Source organism: Hoyosella sp. YIM 151337, from assembly GCF_026041215.1.
GTDB lineage: Bacteria > Actinomycetota > Actinomycetes > Mycobacteriales > Mycobacteriaceae > Hoyosella.
On sequence record NZ_JAPEIQ010000039.1, the window covers coordinates 422,750 to 437,865 of the forward strand.

Consider the following 15,116-nt stretch of genomic DNA (forward strand, 5'->3'; position numbering starts at 1 on the left):
TTTCAGATCCGGATCCGCCGCATGCCGCGCACTCCGAAAGCGAGGCTGACCAGTGCGAAGCCGATGATCACCGTAAAACCAAGGGGAACAGCAGAGTTTGTGACATCGGAGGCGAAAAGCGCCCGCTGGGCATCGACGGCGTAGGAAAGCGGATTCAGCCGCGAAACGGCATAAAGCCAGTCAGGTGCCAGTGTGATCGGAAGTAGCACACCAGATGTCACGATCACGGGTGTGAACACCAGCGTGAGCAGCCCCCAGAACGCGGCGGCGTTCTTCAGAAACAGGCCTACGGCGAACGATGCCAGCGCGAGCGCCCCCGCGAGCAGCCCGAGCAGCAGCATGGCCAGCGCAATCCCGCCCAGCGGGATGCTCAGTCCGAACGGAATCGTCACCAGAATCATGACGATCGCCTGAATCTCGACGATCGCGATGATGCGCAGCACCCTTCCGAGAAGCAATCCGGTTCGGCTGGCCGGGGTCACGAGCAGGCGCTCCAGCGAACCGGCTTGGCGTTCTTCCTGCAGACCAACACCCGCGAACCCTGCCGTTGTGAACACCATAAATACGAGGATTCCGGGGACGAACCACTGTAGTGTGTCACCTTCCGGCATGCCGGGCAGCGTGCCGAGTCCCGCGACGAGCGGGCCGAAGAATAACAGCAGCAACAGCGGATCACCGATTGCTTCGATATACGGCCACGGGGTGCGAATCTTCGCCCGCAGATCGCGTTCGAAAACGGGTGGAAGCGTAGCGACGAGGTTCATAGCTGGCCTCCTGTCTGAAGGCGGTCCGTTGGCCCGCTGTCGGGGGCACTGTGCGGCGCGGCTTCGTCGCGCAAGCTTCTGCCGGTGAGCTTGAGGAAGACATCGTCGAGGGAAGGACGGCGGACCTGCGTGCTCGTCATTCGTACACCCGCTGCATCAAGCGCCCGTACGAGGTCCGGCAGTGCCAGGTCACCGTGTCCCACGCGCAGACTCAGCACTGCGCCATCGGCAGTCACGTCGTGCGATGTCGGAAGCTGACGCGCTACGCTCATGGCTGCTTCACGATCGCCGGGATCGCACAGGTTCACGAGCAGAAGATCGCCTTCGACCTTCGTTTTCAATTGATCAGGTGTGCCATCGGCGATAATGGCGCCGTTGTCGATGACGATCACGCGTTCCGCCACTGCATCCGCCTCATCGAGGTAATGCGTGGTAAGGAAGATCGTGATGCCGTGTTGTTCGCGCAGTCGCACGATATGGTTCCAGAGGTTCGCCCGGCTTTGGGGGTCGAGCCCGGAGGAAGGTTCGTCCAGAAATACCAGCTTGGGGCGGTGTATCAGGCCCATCGCGATATCGAGACGGCGCCGCTGGCCACCAGAGAGGCGGGCCACGTCCCGCTGGGCCTGTCTGTCGAGGTCGAGCTCACCCAGCAACTCCTGGGCGCGGATGTGCGCCTCCTTGCGCCCGATGCCGTACAGCCGCGCCTGCAGCGTCAGTTCTTCACTGACACGAAGACCATCAAGCGACCCGTTACCCTGTCCTATCAGGCCTATCCGGCGGCGAACCTCGACTTGCTGGCTCACGATGTCGAATCCTGCAACCGTCGCGGCGCCGGATGTCGGTGGCAGCAAGGTTGTGAGCATGCGCAGGGTCGTAGACTTACCCGCGCCATTCGGCCCGAGAAATGCAACGATTTCTCCAGGGGCAACGTCAATATCGATCCCGCGGACTGCTTCGACTACCTCGTTCTTCGTCTGAAAACGCTGAGCGAGTGCGGTTGTGTGAATCATGGTGACTCCTATCGATGTTCGTCATGCTGGGTACGGAGTTGCCCCTCGCGCGGCGCGCAACGCGGTCGCCCACCAGAGGAGATGGCTTAACATCGTTTTCGCAGCGAGGAGTGCGGCAGACTCATCGCGCGGCTTGCCACTGCTGTCGAGAGTTCCGTCAAACACTCCGAAGCTGAGGCCCGCCGCGAGCGGCATCGCGTGCAGGGAACTGAACACGGTCCGCAGCTGTTCGACTGCACGCAACCCGTGCGCATCTGCTCCATAACTCACGAAAGCCACGGGCTTGGCGAACCACTCTTCGTACGCGTAGTCAATTGCTTGTTTCAGTGATGCCGGGTAGCCGTGGTTATACTCCGGCGTCACCACGATGAATCCGTCTGCCTGGCGAAACCGACTGTTCAATCGGGAGATTTCCGCATCCGGCCGCGCCGGATGGCGGGCAGGAAAGCCGAAGTCAGCGAGATCGACGACATCGACGCGGCAACGGGCGCGGTCATCAGCGACGCGAGCACACCAGTCAGCGATACCCTTGCCTGCCCGGCCCTCACGGGTGCTGCCAATCAGGATGATGATCGTCGGACCATGGGTTGGGGTCGTGTTCATAGCTCCCTCCGGTAGGTTGGGATTAACGTGCCTACCTTGTGGGCGCTAGATGATCCGCCAGACAGAATCTGGCGGGCCGCTAGATCACCAGCGGAGGCGGGAGGCAGTGACGGTTCGCATGCGTCGCGGCCTGTTCGGGCGCGAGACGGCCTTGCAGTTGCTGGATGACGCAATCCAGCGCAACCGGACCAGTCACGGCGGTGTCGTGCTAGTCGCTGGTGAGCCGGGGATCGGGAAAACAACACTGCTCTCCCATGCGATGAGCCGTATAGATGACGACTGTCTCGTGCTGCACGGCGCATGCTGGGAACGCGACGGCGCACCGGGATTCTGGCCGATAATCCAGGCGTTACGTGGACTTCAGCGTGATATTGGTGCTGAGAAATGGCGCGACGCGGTGCAGATTGCAGGGGAATCTTTGACGTTTCTGCTCGGCGATATCACCGAAGCACCGCGCGCTGACGACTTCTCGGACGGAGAGTTTCAGCATTTCGATGCGATCAGCCGGATGCTGATGTTCGTTGCACGAGAACGTCCCGTCATCCTCGCGATCGATGACCTGCACTGGGCTGACGCCGCGTCGCTGCGTGCCCTGGAGTTCGTTGCGCGCCACACCTGGTACGAGCGCGTACTGGTGCTGGGCACATACCGTGATACCGAATTGGGCATTGGCGCACTGCCTGAAGGGCAGGAAGAAGCGCTCAAGAGGCTAGTGGCTAAAGGCCGAACCATCGCCCTGACCGGGCTTGCTGCAACGGAAATTCGCGGCCTAGTCAGTGCACTTACCGGCGCAGAACCAGGGGATGCGGTCGTTGGTGATCTCGAGCGTCGCAGTGGCGGAAACCCACTTTACGTCGAACAGCTTGTGCAGCTTGGAGACGCCGCGCAAGCGTCAACTGAGCTCCCGGCGAATCTTCGCGATGCCGCGCGCAGACGCGTGGACTCGCTCCCTGGGCCGGTGAGCGCACTATTGGTGGACGCTGCAGTGCTGGGCCCGAGGTTCAGCCGGTCGCTGCTATCGCAGATTCACTATGCGCCTCCCGCAGAGGTGCACCACATGATTGAGTCCGCCGTGCAAGCGGGCATTCTCGTCTCGTATAGCCGGGGGGAGTACGGGTTCGCGCATGAACTCGTCCGTGATGCACTGCATGAATCGATCGAACCCCATGACAGGCAGTCACGGCACGCAGCGGTCGTCGGTGCGATCCAAACACACACCGCACTCGCGCGTGACACACCGAACCCGGTGATGCTGGCCTACCACGCCTACCAGGCGGTCCCTGCGATTGCTGCCGAGCACGCTGCAACTCTCAGTCTCGGCGCGGCGCGGGAAGCGGCGTGCCGACTCGCTGCAGCTGAAGCGTGCGTGCACTATGAGCGCGCACTCGAGTTCCTCTCGGATCCGGCGAAGCGCGCGGATGTCCAGGTGAAATACGCCGAGCAACTGCAGCGTTCGGGACGGATCGAGGATGCACGGCAGACACTCGACGGCGTCATAGCCGCCGCGAAGGCAGCCCGCGACCCGCTCTTGCTCGGCCGCGCCGCACTTGTTCTGTACTCACTCGGTGGTGTCTCCGGAGGAATCGATTTCGCGGCGTTCTTGAAAGGGGCCGGCGATGAACTCACCAGTGTCGAGGATCCGGCAGGCGCTGCGCTGCGGGCACAGCTGTTCGCGGCAGCGAGCAGGACGCTCAGATTGCTGGATCCATCGGATCCCCGTGCCGACGGCTTGAGTACGGAGGCGATGGCTCAGGCGCAGCTAGCGGCTGACGATCAGACCCTCGCACAGTGCTTGCTCGCGCGGCATGACGTGATCTGGAGGCCCGAAACAGCGAGTGAGCGTGTCGAGTTGGCTACCGGAATCGTCGAAGCCGCTCGCCGGGCCGGTCACCGCGAAATCGAGGCGACCGGCTTGCTGTTGCGAGCGAACGCCCGGATGGAGCTCGGCGACCCCCGGTTCGCCGACGAGCACCACGCTTTACGTGAGCTCGCAGACACGGCACGGCTGCCCCGGGTGCGGTTCATCGTGCTAACCCGTGCCGCTGCCCTCGCTTCCTGGCGTGGCGATTTCGATGAGGCGCAGCGAGCCATGCTGGCGGCGGATGAACTGGGGGCGGAGATTGGGGAGCCTGACCGGCACGCGCTGTTGCGTGACCAGCGATGGGCGCTGGCACGTGCCCAGAATGACATCGACGCGGCAGAGTTGTTGCTGGCAGATAGCCGGGAACGGACGGACCCGGTCGTGGAAATGATGCACATGCTGACGGAACTCGACCGATTCGCGCGTCGGCAGCCGGGTGGTATTTACCCGATCCAGATGGTGCACGAGGCTTGCGCGCGACTCAAAGAGTTTTCGCGTGCCCACCCAGCTTGGTTTCGCCCACTGTGGCTCGCTGCCCGCGCCGAGATAGTGGCGGCCGCTGCTCAGCGCGACCTCGCAGACGAGGTGCTCGTTGAGTTGTCCGGTTATCCTGAGTGGCTGGTGGTCTCCGGCGGCGGAGTCGTGCTCGGACCGGTGGACTTCTACCGAGCCCTGCTCCACCGTGCCGCTGGTCGTGTGGAGGAGACGGGCTTAGCGCTGCAGGCAGGTATCCGGGTGGCACGCAAAATGGGGTCACCGTTATGGGAAGCCCGTGTGGCATCCTTGCAGGCCAAGGCGGACGCTGCCCCGCCCGATTCAGGGCGGTTTTCATTCGTGTTCGATGGCTCAGTTTGGCGGCTCTCCTTCGATGACCACGTCAGTTACCTCCCCGATGCGAAGGGGCTGCACGACCTTCGCTACCTTTTGGGCCACCCTCACCGGCCTGTCTCCGCCGTGGATTTGCTCACCGCGGGCAGCGGCAGGGAATCGAGGGCAGCCCGGTCGTTCAGCGGAGATCGAGTTCTCGACGCGGAAGCTAAGCGGCAGTACCGCGAACGCATCGGAACACTCGACACACTCATCGACGACGCAATCGCTGCCATGGACGACGCGGCAGCAGCGAAGCTAGATAAGGAACGACAGGCTCTGCTGGACGAACTCCGCAGCGCGGCGTTCGGCAGCCACGAGCACCGCCTTGGAGATGAAGCCGAGCGATCACGGAAAGCGGTGAGTGCGCGCATCCGCGATGCGCTGCGCCGCATAAGGACCCGGGATGAGCGCCTGTACATGCATCTCGACGCATCGATTCAAACCGGGCTGAAATGCATGTATGCCCCCCAAGAGACCCACCCGTGGGAGCTTTGAGGTACGGACGTGACAGACTCTGTACCGTGCTACGTGTTGGATTGACAGGCGGAATCGGGGCCGGCAAGTCGACGGTCTCGAAGGTGCTCGACGAACTGGGCGCGGTGATTATTGATGCCGATCAGATCGCGCGTGAGGTAGTCGCGCCCGGCACCGCCGGTTTACGTAGGCTTGTTGCAGCGTTCGGGTCCGAAATCTTGCTCGGCGACGGCAGCCTCAATCGTCCTGCTCTCGCTGCGAAAGCGTTCAAGGACGACGAGTCGCGGCTCAAGCTGAATTCCATCGTGCATCCGCTGGTAGGCCGGCGTACGGCGGAGTTGAGCGAATCCGCACCGGAGAATGCGATTCTGGTGCACGACATCCCGTTGCTCATCGAGAACGGGATCGGTCCAACGTGCAATCTCGTCATGGTGGTGCACGCGGAAACCGAGCAGCGCGTGCAGCGGCTAACCCGATTGCGCGGAATGCCTGAGGAGGACGCGCGGGCGCGAATTGCCGCGCAGGCGACGGACGAGGAGCGCCGACTCGCCGCAGACATCTGGCTGGACAACACCCGCAGCGAGCAACAACTTGCGGCACAGGTGCGCGACGCGTGGACAAGCCGGCTCGTTCCTTTCGAGGAGAACGTGCGAATGCGGCGGGCGGCGACCGCGCAACCGGAACTCTGCTCGCCCGATGCCAGCTGGGCTGCCGTGGGTGCGCGGCTCGTCAAGCGCCTGCAATTCCTTGCAGGCGGCTTGGCACAGCGCGTCGAGCATATCGGGTCGACAGCTGTCCCAGAACTCCCGGCACGGGACGTCATCGATCTTCAGGTATCGGTGGAGTCGACGGTCGCGGCTGATGAGATTGCGCCCCTGCTTGAGGCTGGCGGCTTTCCGCGCAGGACTGATATCACGAGCGACAATCCACGTGCAGGTTCCGGCCCCGAGGGCTGGGAGAAGCGCTTGCACGCAAGCGCGGACCCGGGTCAGCCCGCGCATGTCCACGTGCGCGTGACGGGCTCGCTGGGGGAGCGGTACGCCATCGTGTTTCGTGACTGGCTTCGCTCGGACGCTGCCGCGCGCGCGGAATATGCGGGCATCAAGCAGCGGGCCGCGGTGTCACCGGACTATTCGGACGCGAAGGAACAGTGGTTCGACGCGGTGTATAGCCGAATGATGGGTAACTAGCGCCACCAGATTTCCATCCCGTGCGCGGCGAGCCACCCCTCGAGTGTATGACCGTGCGCCGCGATACCGTCGACCACTCTGATCGCACGCTGAAACGCCTGTTGAGCGGTTCCCGCGCTGATGTGGCCTGCACAGTGGGCAGCGAGCAACTCGTCGACGTCTTGGACCTCGCATTCCCGCCCCGTGCGGACCACGATGTCCAAGTAGTGGTCGACGGATCTCCACTGCGTGGGCGAGGGAGTGAAGTCACCGATATCCACATAGAAGTTCTGGTCTCGTTCGTGGGCGGGATAAAAGTGGAAAATTGACGCGCGGATGCCGAATCGGGGAATGATCCACGACTCGAGGTAGTGGAACTGTTCGTGGTCGGCAGGCCGGCCCATGTAGAGGCCCCATGGTTCAAGGTGGTATCGATCGACTGGCCGTACGAACCCCTTAGGATCTGTGTTTGTGCGGTCAGTGAGATTGAACTTCTCAACTTTCGGTGAGTGCACGTGCACTACCGCTGCGGGAGTGGGCGCGCCCGCCTTACTGTGACGTGTGTCATAGAGGCTCATATGTCCACCGTACCTTTCGCGTAGTTTGTCACACGAGGGGCGCCAATCTGCGAATCCTTCAACGCGGCGGCCATCTCGGCGCCGATATCTGTCAGACTGCCGCATTACCCTGGTGTCTATGGCATTTGCGACTGAACTCCCGGACGCCGCACTAGCTCATTCCGAGTACCGTCCGATTGGCGAGGTCGAGCGCACTTCCGGGCGGTTCACGGTGGTGAGTGACTACCAGCCGGCCGGTGATCAGCCAGCGGCAATCAACGATCTCGAGCGACGGCTGCGGCGCGGCGAGAAGGATGTCGTCCTGCTGGGGGCGACCGGTACAGGCAAGTCTGCAACGACTGCATGGCTGATCGAGCGCATGCAACGGCCAACACTGCTGATGGCGCCCAACAAGACTCTTGCAGCGCAGCTCGCCAATGAGCTCAGGGAGATGCTGCCGAACAATGCCGTGGAGTACTTTGTTTCGTACTACGACTACTACCAGCCAGAAGCCTATATCGCGCAGACTGACACATACATTGAGAAGGACAGCTCAATCAACGACGATGTCGAGCGACTTCGGCACCGGGCCACGTCGAGTCTGTTGTCTCGCCGGGACGTTGTGGTCGTCTCGTCGGTCTCCTGCATCTATGGTCTGGGCACGCCGCAGTCGTATCTCGATCGATCGATCGAGATCAGCGTTGGTGAGGAAGTGCCGCGAGACCGGCTGTTGCGTTTGCTTGTCGACATTCAGTACACGCGCAATGATTTAGCTTTCACGCGTGGCGCATTCCGGGTGCGTGGTGACACATTGGACATCATTCCGGCATATGAAGAACTGGCGGTACGCGTCGAGTTCTTCGGTGATGAGGTTGACTCGCTCTACTATCTCCACCCGCTTACGGGTGATGTCGTGCAGCAAGTCGAGTCGCTGCGCATCTTCCCCGCCACGCATTACGTGGCCGGGCCTGAGCGTATGGAGAAGGCAATCCAGGGCATCGAGCAAGAGCTTGAACACCGGCTCGCCGATTTGGAAAATCGCGGCAAACTGCTCGAAGCGCAGCGCTTGCGTATGCGAACGTCATATGACATCGAAATGATGCGGCAGGTTGGCTTCTGCTCCGGCATTGAGAACTACTCACGCCACATCGACGCTCGCGCCTCCGGGACCCCGCCTGCGACTCTGCTCGACTATTTCCCGGACGACTTCCTGCTTGTCATCGACGAATCGCACGTGACCGTCCCGCAAATTGGCGGCATGTACGAGGGCGATATGTCGCGAAAGCGAAACCTCGTTGAATTTGGGTTCCGGCTGCCGTCAGCACTGGACAACCGTCCGTTGACGTGGGAAGAGTTCTCGCAGCGCATCGGCCAAACGGTGTACCTGTCGGCGACGCCCGGACCGTACGAGCTTGGCCGGACTGGTGGCGAATTCGTTGAGCAGGTAATCCGCCCGACCGGGCTTGTCGACCCGAAGGTGGTAATTAAACCAACCAAGGGTCAGATCGATGACCTTGTCCATGAAGTGCGCACCAGAACCGACCGCGACGAGCGTGTCCTTGTCACCACTCTCACGAAGAAGATGGCGGAGGATCTGACCGACTATCTGTTGGAATTAGGAATCAAAGTCCGCTATCTCCATTCAGATATCGATACTCTCCGGCGAGTTGAACTGCTACGGCAATTACGTCTGGGCGAATTTGACGTTCTCGTCGGAATTAACCTACTCCGGGAAGGTCTTGACCTGCCAGAAGTATCTCTGGTGGCGATTCTTGACGCGGACAAAGAGGGTTTCCTGCGAAGTTCTACGAGTCTGATCCAAACGATCGGGCGAGCGGCGCGCAACGTTTCCGGTGAAGTGCATATGTACGCGGACAAGGTCACCGACTCGATGCAACGGGCAATCGAAGAGACTGAGCGCCGTCGCGAGAAGCAAATCGCTTATAACAACGAGCACGGCATCGAACCCGCGCCGCTTCGCAAGAAGATTGCGGACATTCTCGATCAGGTTTACGAAGAAGCCGATGATACCGACGCGGCAGTTGCGGTAGGGGGCTCGGGTCGCAACGCGTCACGCGGGCGCCGAGCGCAAGGAGAACCTGGAAAGGTCGTGAGCCCTGGGGTTTACGAAGGGCAAGACGTCAAGGCCATGCCGCGTGCTGAGCTTGCGGACCTGATTGCTCAACTGACTGATCAGATGATGGCGGCGGCTCGGGACCTTCAATTCGAACTGGCCGCACGATTGCGCGACGAGATTACTGACCTAAAGAAAGAACTTCGAGGAATGGATGCGGCGGGGATGTCTTGACCACATACTCCGGTGATCTGTGACAGAGATCGCGAGAATTACCTCCAAAAGTCGGTGGAATCACCACTGAAATCGGCGTGAAGATAGGTGTCTACAGACTAGTGTCAGCGCTAGCAGTACCTACCGCGCTCGATGCGGGGCGTTACCGTGCCCCGAGCACTGGCAAGATCAATGGAGGAACGAATGACCGCCTACCGCACGATTGTCGTGGGTTCAGATGGTTCCGAATCATCGCTCAAGGCTGTCGAGAAGGCTGGAGCGCTCGCAGGCGATGAGGATGCCAAGCTGGTGATTGCCTGCGCGTACTATCCGAGCGATCCGAAGGAACTCGGCGACGCGGCGGACCAGCTCAAAGACGATGCGTATCAAATCACTGGTGCTGCGCCGACGTACGAAATTCTGCGCAAAGCCCGTGAACGCGCGGTTGATGCGGGGGCGAAGAACGTCGTGGAACGCGCCGTGGTGGGAGCTCCTGTCGACTCTCTGCTCGCGCTCGTCGAGGAAGTAAGCGCAGATTTGCTTGTGGTCGGTAATCGTGGCCTCAATACTCTGACTGGCCGGTTGCTTGGCTCGGTGCCGTCGGACGTCGCACGCAAATCAGCGAGTGATGTGCTGATCGTGCACACAACTCGCTAAGGACGCGAGACGCACAGACCGGGGCAGGATTGCCTGCCCCGGGCGCAGTTGTCACGAGCAGTAGTGGGCTTGGGCGGCGTCGACGTAGATCTGTGCAATCTCCTGGCCGGACATGTCGCCGCTGGTTTCGCGTGCGATCACATTCGTCACGGACCGAAGGTTGTCGATGATCTGATCCTCGGTGGCACCAGCGTTGATCTGCGCGCAAATGCCTCGGCCGAGTTGCAGCGCGGTTGCAGGCGATTGCCCTTCCACCCCGGACCGTTCGAGTGCGTCGAGGAGACCCCGCGCACGCTCATCCGCGATAGAACTGGGCAGTGCTTCAGGTCTGTCGGTTCCATCAAGCCCGGCCTCGCCGTGTGCTCCCGCGTGCAGCGCCGCAGCGCCTGCAGGCGCATCGGCAAGATCAGAAAGCGGCTCGCTGCCGCCGCATCCCGCAAGCCCGATGGCAGTTACAGCTGCCAACAGCGTGGCGGCCGCGGCGCGTCGCGATGAGTGCGCCTGATTCTTGAGCATCGGGGTACGGTCCCTTCATAAGTGGTGCATCTACTCAGCAGTGTGCAGTGTGAGAGCGCTGACGCACATCAACTTCGCCCAGCTGGCAACTAGTACCGTACTAATCCGTTATGAAACTCAGACACTTGGGGAGTTCCTCGGCATGCAGGACCCCGAGCCGCTGCGTCGCGCGAGTGCAGGCAACATAGATGTCATTGAGCCCGCGCGGGGACTCAGCAAGTAACTCTTCCGGTTCGACTAGGAGAACCGAGTCGAACTCCAGGCCCTTGGCCTCCCGCACAACAAGCACGCTGACAGCATCGGAATTCAGCTCCGCGAACTGAGCAGCCAGGCGTTCAGACGCGATGACCGCGACGGTTCCCGCATCTTGTTCCCGCAGCCACGCGGTCACCTGCTCGGCCACCGCTGACGTGAGCTCACCGTGCGGGATCTGGCGCGCCCACGGGATGTGGCCCGATTCCCGGATTGACTTCGGTGGAACAGCATTAGGCGAAATTTGTTCAAGGACACCGGCCGCCACGGCCATGATTTCTGAGGGCGTCCGGTAGTTGATAGAAAGTTCGGTCAGCTTCCACCGTCGCGCGACGTACGGCTCCAGCGCCGCATCCCATGACGAAGCACCCGCTGGGCTTCCGGTTTGCGCCGGATCACCGACTACCGTCATCCAGCGGTTAGGAACGCGGCGCATCACCATGCGCCAGGCCATCTCGGAAAGCTCTTGGGCCTCGTCGATTATTGCGTGACCGTACGTCCACTGGCGGTCCGCGGCCGCGCGTTCCGCAGTCGTCCGGGACTGCCTGTACTCCTGACGCTCGGCAAGCTGCTCCGCGTCGATAAGGTCATACGCCATCAGGATTTCCGGATCGAGGTCGTCTTCCAGATCCTGCGGCGCGGAACCGGTCAGTATGTCGAGGGCTTCCTGAGCTTCTTCGATCTTTGCGCGCCAGCGCGCTTGCGCCTGACGGTCGTCGTCGTCGCCGTCGACGCCCAGCAGTTCAGCTAGCTCGTCGAGTAAGGGTGCATCACCCGGAGTGAACGGCGCAGCCCGGGGACGTACCAGATGTGCGCGCTCCGCATCAGACAGGTCCGGAGCCGCACGGCTCAGCCGGTCATCCGAGCTAAAAAGCTCACTTAATACATCCTGCGGCGTCAGGTGCGGCCAGAAGGAACCGATCACAGTCCGGAAGGTGGGGTCCTGACGCATCTCGTCGCGGACATCAGCGATGTCATCGCGACTGAGTAGCGACTGCCTGTCGATGAGATTCGCGCCTACGATTGCAGCGTACTGGTCAGCGAGACCTTCGATTGCGGTGGCGAAAAAGATATCGCGCGCCCTGTTATGGGGCCGGCGCGATGAGCGGGCACGCCCCCGCGCTCGGGTAATCAGTTTTCGGTCGATCGTGAGGGTGTAGGTGTCGAACTCGATTTCGACCGGACTCGATGGCAATTCCTGCCGGTCCCGCACGGCATTCTTCAGGACTGTGACCATGTCAAGGGAGCCCTTAATCGCGGACGATTCGAGCGAATCGTGGCCGCTAGCTGTGACACCGGGATACAAGTCACCGACCGTGGAGAGAACAACACCGGTCTCACCGAGAGACGGCAGAACCTGGCTGATGTATTTCAGGAAGGTGTCGTTAGGCCCGATGATCAGCACACCGCTGCGTTCGAGTTGCTCACGATAGGTGTACAGCAGGAACGCCGCCCGGTGCAGCGCGACAGCGGTCTTTCCAGTTCCCGGGCCGCCCTGAACGACGAGCACGCTGCGGTGTTCTGAGCGAATGATCTCGTCTTGCTCCCGCTGAATGGTGGCGACAATATCCACCATGTGCCCCGTCCGTGCGGCGCTCATCGCGGCAAGCAAGGCGTTTTCGCTGGCCACGCCGCCCTCGTCGCCACGCGACGTGGTGGCCGAACCGTTGGTGCCGCTGACGTCACTGAGGGCCTCGGGGTCGAGGTACTCGTCATTCAGCGCGGTCACTGTCCGTCCGCGGGTCCGTATGTGGCGCCGCCGCGTCACCCCTTCGGGGGATGCGGGCGTGGCGAGGTAAAAGGGGCGTGCCATTGGTGCGCGCCAATCGAGCAGCAGGGGATCGAAGTCGCTGTCTTCATCCCACATTCCCAGACGGCCAACGTAGCGGGCTTCGCCTTCACCTTCGCCGAGGTCGATGCGCCCAAAGCACAGCCCGTTTTCGGCCGCAAGGTACTTGGCCAGCTTCGCGGTGTACATCGCGTTGTACGACTCGCGTTCGGACTGTGCTTGCGGAGTCCCGCCGCGTTCGCGCATCACCTCGGCCAGGTTTCTGCGAGCGTTATCGCGAAGTGCATCCAACCGTCCGTAGAGCATCGTGACGTATTGCTGCTCTCGGTCGATTTCTTGCTGCTCCAACCCAGGCTCCTTCGGCTGCACGACAGCCACGTCGCGTCACTGAGCCAACCACTCTAGCTCAGAAAGGTGACAGTGCGTTCGCCGAAGGCGTGCTCCGCGGGTTCACCGATGATTCACTTGGGCTCGCACGTCAGATGCGGCTTCGCGAGCGCGGTCAGCGGTGAGGTGCGCCAGTTCTGAACCACGATCCGATGCGGTTTTGTACCACTTGTCGGCGCGGTCAGCCGCGGTGTCGGCGAGTTCCGGTGCCTTGGTTGCGGCGAGGGATGCAAGTTCTGACCCACGGTCAGCTGCCCGGGACGCGAGCTCGGAACCTCGGTGCGACGCCACCTTGTACCATTTGCCGGCGCGATCGGCTGCCGTTTCGTACAGGTCAGGCGCTTTGTCCGCCGCCGTTTCGTACCACTCCGCGCCCTTCTTGGAGGCAGATTCGAGCCAGTCCGAGCCACGGTCACTGGCTACATCGAGGAACTCGGAGCCGCGCTCACCCGCTTCACCCGCGAGTTCCTTCGCTCGTTCGGAAACGGTGTGCAAGCCCTCAGCCAGCTTGTGCCGCGCGCTTTCGCTGGTGGCACCGGCCGAAGCGGACGCCACCGGAATCGCCGCGGTCACAGCTGTGGAGGCGCGATCGGCGAACTTGCGGGCCCGCCAGCCCATCGAGGGTTTTCCTTCGGTGTCACCCGCCGCGATGAGCAGGCCACCAAGAAGCGCGACATTTTTGAGGAAGTGTGAACGTTGTTCCGCGCGCCGGGCGCTGTCGCTCTCGGCCCAGAACGGGTGTTCTACGACAGTGGTGGGAATCAGTGTCGCTGCCAGCACACCGGAGGCGATGCGCGGCAGCCGCCCGGTTGCGAGCAGCGCTCCTGCGCCGACCTGGACGGCGGCGTTGATGCGCGCGACCGTCGCCGGATCGGTGGGCAGCTTTTCGGCAGTTTCGGGCGGTAATGATGCGTGTGCTTGCTCGACGAGCGGCGCTGCCTTGCCGGCTACCTCCTCCGGATTGCGCAGCGTGGTCACACCGTTGGCAACAAAGATGCCGGCGAGCATTGGGCGTGCGATCCTGCGAAGCAGCATGAGTCAGCCTTTCCACGAACTAGTCCGGACACTCCTACTTCCATACCCCGAAACCGGCGTCCTTATCCGTCGCGCCGCGAACCGTTCACGAAAATCTCAGCTAAAGCGGACGGAACGGCACCGATTCTGGACAAAACCGGTGGCCTCGCTGGCCGGGCCGCAGTCACCATCCTCGCTCGCGCCATTCGGCAAGTTGCGGCCGCTCGGCGCCTAGAGTTGTGTCGGCCCCGTGGCCTGGGTACACGACAGCGGTGTCGGGGAATCGGTCGAAGAGCCGCTGCGTCACGTCAGTCAAGAGGCTGTCGAAGGCTTCGGGGGACTGTGTCTTACCTACGCCACCGGGGAAGAGGCTGTCGCCGGTGAAAAGGTGGGTTGTGTCACCTATGGTGGTCGCGAGAGCTACGGAACCGGGTGTATGGCCGCGGAGATGGATCACTTCAAAAGTGATGTCGCCAATGGGGAACGTGTCGCCGTTCTCTACCGTTGTTGATGGTGGTACCGGCAGTGCGCCGGCATCGAGAGGGTGTGCCGCAGTCGGTACGCTGGTGGCTGAGACGACCTCAGCGAGTGCTTGCCAATGGTCAGCGTGTTGATGGGTGGTCAGAATGAGTTCGAGTTGGGGCGCCTGGGCGACGAGTGCGAGGACCCTCTGAGCTTCGTTCGCGGCGTCGATCAGCAGTGATTTTCCGGTATGTTCGCACGTGACGAGATAAACGTTGTTATCCATTGGGCCCACGGACATCTTGACTATGCGCGCACCGTTCGTTGTTTTTCGCTGCGCGGGCCCGCCGGGTTCCACGGAGCCTGTGTACTCGTCGACGATCGTGAGAGGTTGTGCCATGCCGTCAACGCTAGCGGTGGCGCTGCCTCAACGCTGGTGTGGTC

Annotated in this window: 12 protein-coding genes; 4 read left to right on the forward strand and 8 right to left on the reverse strand. The window is 62.0% G+C overall.

What is annotated here, in order from left to right:
• Positions 1–2 precede the first annotated feature (2 nt).
• The 3 genes from ONR57_RS20135 to ONR57_RS20145 are packed head-to-tail and all read right to left on the reverse strand — an operon-like array spanning position 3 to position 2,377.
• A complete protein-coding gene (locus ONR57_RS20135; RefSeq protein WP_265125460.1) occupies positions 3–764 on the reverse strand; it encodes an ABC transporter permease in 762 nt (253 codons plus the stop codon).
• Positions 761–1,774, reverse strand: coding sequence for an ATP-binding cassette domain-containing protein (locus tag ONR57_RS20140; RefSeq protein WP_265125461.1), 1,014 nt, complete (start codon positions 1,772–1,774; stop codon positions 761–763). Before ONR57_RS20140 ends, ONR57_RS20135 begins: the two co-directional genes overlap by 4 nt.
• 21 nt (positions 1,775–1,795) lie before the next feature.
• A complete protein-coding gene (locus ONR57_RS20145) occupies positions 1,796–2,377 on the reverse strand; it encodes an NADPH-dependent FMN reductase (protein ID WP_265125462.1) in 582 nt (193 codons plus the stop codon).
• Between the two features lie 106 nt (positions 2,378–2,483).
• On the opposite strand from ONR57_RS20145, the gene ONR57_RS20150 reads away from it, so the two are divergent.
• Both ONR57_RS20150 and coaE read left to right on the forward strand, forming a co-directional pair.
• Positions 2,484–5,603: an AAA family ATPase gene (locus ONR57_RS20150; RefSeq protein WP_265125463.1), complete on the forward strand. Its 3,120-nt coding sequence runs from the start codon at positions 2,484–2,486 to the stop codon at positions 5,601–5,603.
• Positions 5,604–5,629: 26 nt separating this feature from the next.
• Positions 5,630–6,772 carry a dephospho-CoA kinase gene (gene coaE, locus ONR57_RS20155; protein WP_265125464.1) on the forward strand — a complete coding sequence of 381 codons (1,143 nt, stop codon included), beginning with the start codon at positions 5,630–5,632 and terminating at the stop codon, positions 6,770–6,772.
• On the opposite strand, the gene ONR57_RS20160 is transcribed toward coaE, so the two are convergent.
• A complete protein-coding gene (locus ONR57_RS20160) occupies positions 6,769–7,329 on the reverse strand; it encodes a DUF402 domain-containing protein (RefSeq protein ID WP_265125465.1) in 561 nt (186 codons plus the stop codon). The two genes, coaE and ONR57_RS20160, sit on opposite strands and share 4 nt — an antisense overlap.
• Positions 7,330–7,447: 118 nt before the next feature.
• Here ONR57_RS20160 and uvrB point away from each other — a divergent pair, with 118 nt between their 5' ends.
• Together uvrB and ONR57_RS20170 are read left to right on the forward strand one after the other, a co-directional pair.
• Positions 7,448–9,616, forward strand: coding sequence for an excinuclease ABC subunit UvrB (uvrB, locus tag ONR57_RS20165; RefSeq protein WP_265125466.1), 2,169 nt, complete (start codon positions 7,448–7,450; stop codon positions 9,614–9,616).
• Between the two features lie 183 nt (positions 9,617–9,799).
• The gene (locus ONR57_RS20170; RefSeq protein WP_265125467.1) at positions 9,800–10,252 is read left to right on the forward strand and encodes a universal stress protein; all 453 of its coding nucleotides are present in this window, start codon (positions 9,800–9,802) and stop codon (positions 10,250–10,252) included.
• Between the two features lie 51 nt (positions 10,253–10,303).
• Here ONR57_RS20170 and ONR57_RS20175 read toward each other — a convergent pair whose 3' ends face one another.
• The 4 genes from ONR57_RS20175 to ONR57_RS20190 all read right to left on the reverse strand — a co-directional run bounded on the left by ONR57_RS20175 (position 10,304) and on the right by ONR57_RS20190 (position 15,072).
• Entirely contained in the window at positions 10,304–10,768 is a 465-nt protein-coding gene (locus tag ONR57_RS20175; protein WP_265125468.1) for a DUF732 domain-containing protein, read from the reverse strand.
• 100 nt (positions 10,769–10,868) lie between these two features.
• Positions 10,869–13,115 carry an AAA family ATPase gene (locus tag ONR57_RS20180; RefSeq protein WP_265125523.1) on the reverse strand — a complete coding sequence of 749 codons (2,247 nt, stop codon included), beginning with the start codon at positions 13,113–13,115 and terminating at the stop codon, positions 10,869–10,871.
• 144 nt (positions 13,116–13,259) lie between these two features.
• Positions 13,260–14,231, reverse strand: a complete 972-nt coding sequence (locus ONR57_RS20185) for a DoxX family protein (RefSeq protein WP_265125469.1) — start codon at positions 14,229–14,231, stop codon at positions 13,260–13,262.
• 163 nt (positions 14,232–14,394) lie between these two features.
• Complete coding sequence (locus ONR57_RS20190) at positions 14,395–15,072, reverse strand: MBL fold metallo-hydrolase (protein WP_265125470.1); 678 nt, start codon at positions 15,070–15,072, stop codon at positions 14,395–14,397.
• Between the last annotated feature and the right edge of the window lie 44 nt (positions 15,073–15,116).

Excerpts from the sequence above, each read along its gene's own strand:
- ONR57_RS20135 (WP_265125460.1), bottom strand. The coding sequence starts at position 764 with ATGAACCTCGTCGCTACGCTTCCACCCGTTTTCGAACGCGATCTGCGG.
- ONR57_RS20140 (WP_265125461.1), bottom strand. The coding sequence starts at position 1,774 with ATGATTCACACAACCGCACTCGCTCAGCGTTTTCAGACGAAGAACGAG.
- ONR57_RS20145 (WP_265125462.1), bottom strand. The coding sequence starts at position 2,377 with ATGAACACGACCCCAACCCATGGTCCGACGATCATCATCCTGATTGGC.
- ONR57_RS20160 (WP_265125465.1), bottom strand. The coding sequence starts at position 7,329 with ATGAGCCTCTATGACACACGTCACAGTAAGGCGGGCGCGCCCACTCCC.
- uvrB (WP_265125466.1), top strand. The coding sequence starts at position 7,448 with ATGGCATTTGCGACTGAACTCCCGGACGCCGCACTAGCTCATTCCGAG.
- ONR57_RS20170 (WP_265125467.1), top strand. The coding sequence starts at position 9,800 with ATGACCGCCTACCGCACGATTGTCGTGGGTTCAGATGGTTCCGAATCA.
- ONR57_RS20175 (WP_265125468.1), bottom strand. The coding sequence starts at position 10,768 with ATGCTCAAGAATCAGGCGCACTCATCGCGACGCGCCGCGGCCGCCACG.
- ONR57_RS20180 (WP_265125523.1), bottom strand. The coding sequence starts at position 13,115 with ATGCTCTACGGACGGTTGGATGCACTTCGCGATAACGCTCGCAGAAAC.
- ONR57_RS20185 (WP_265125469.1), bottom strand. The coding sequence starts at position 14,231 with ATGCTGCTTCGCAGGATCGCACGCCCAATGCTCGCCGGCATCTTTGTT.
- ONR57_RS20190 (WP_265125470.1), bottom strand. The coding sequence starts at position 15,072 with ATGGCACAACCTCTCACGATCGTCGACGAGTACACAGGCTCCGTGGAA.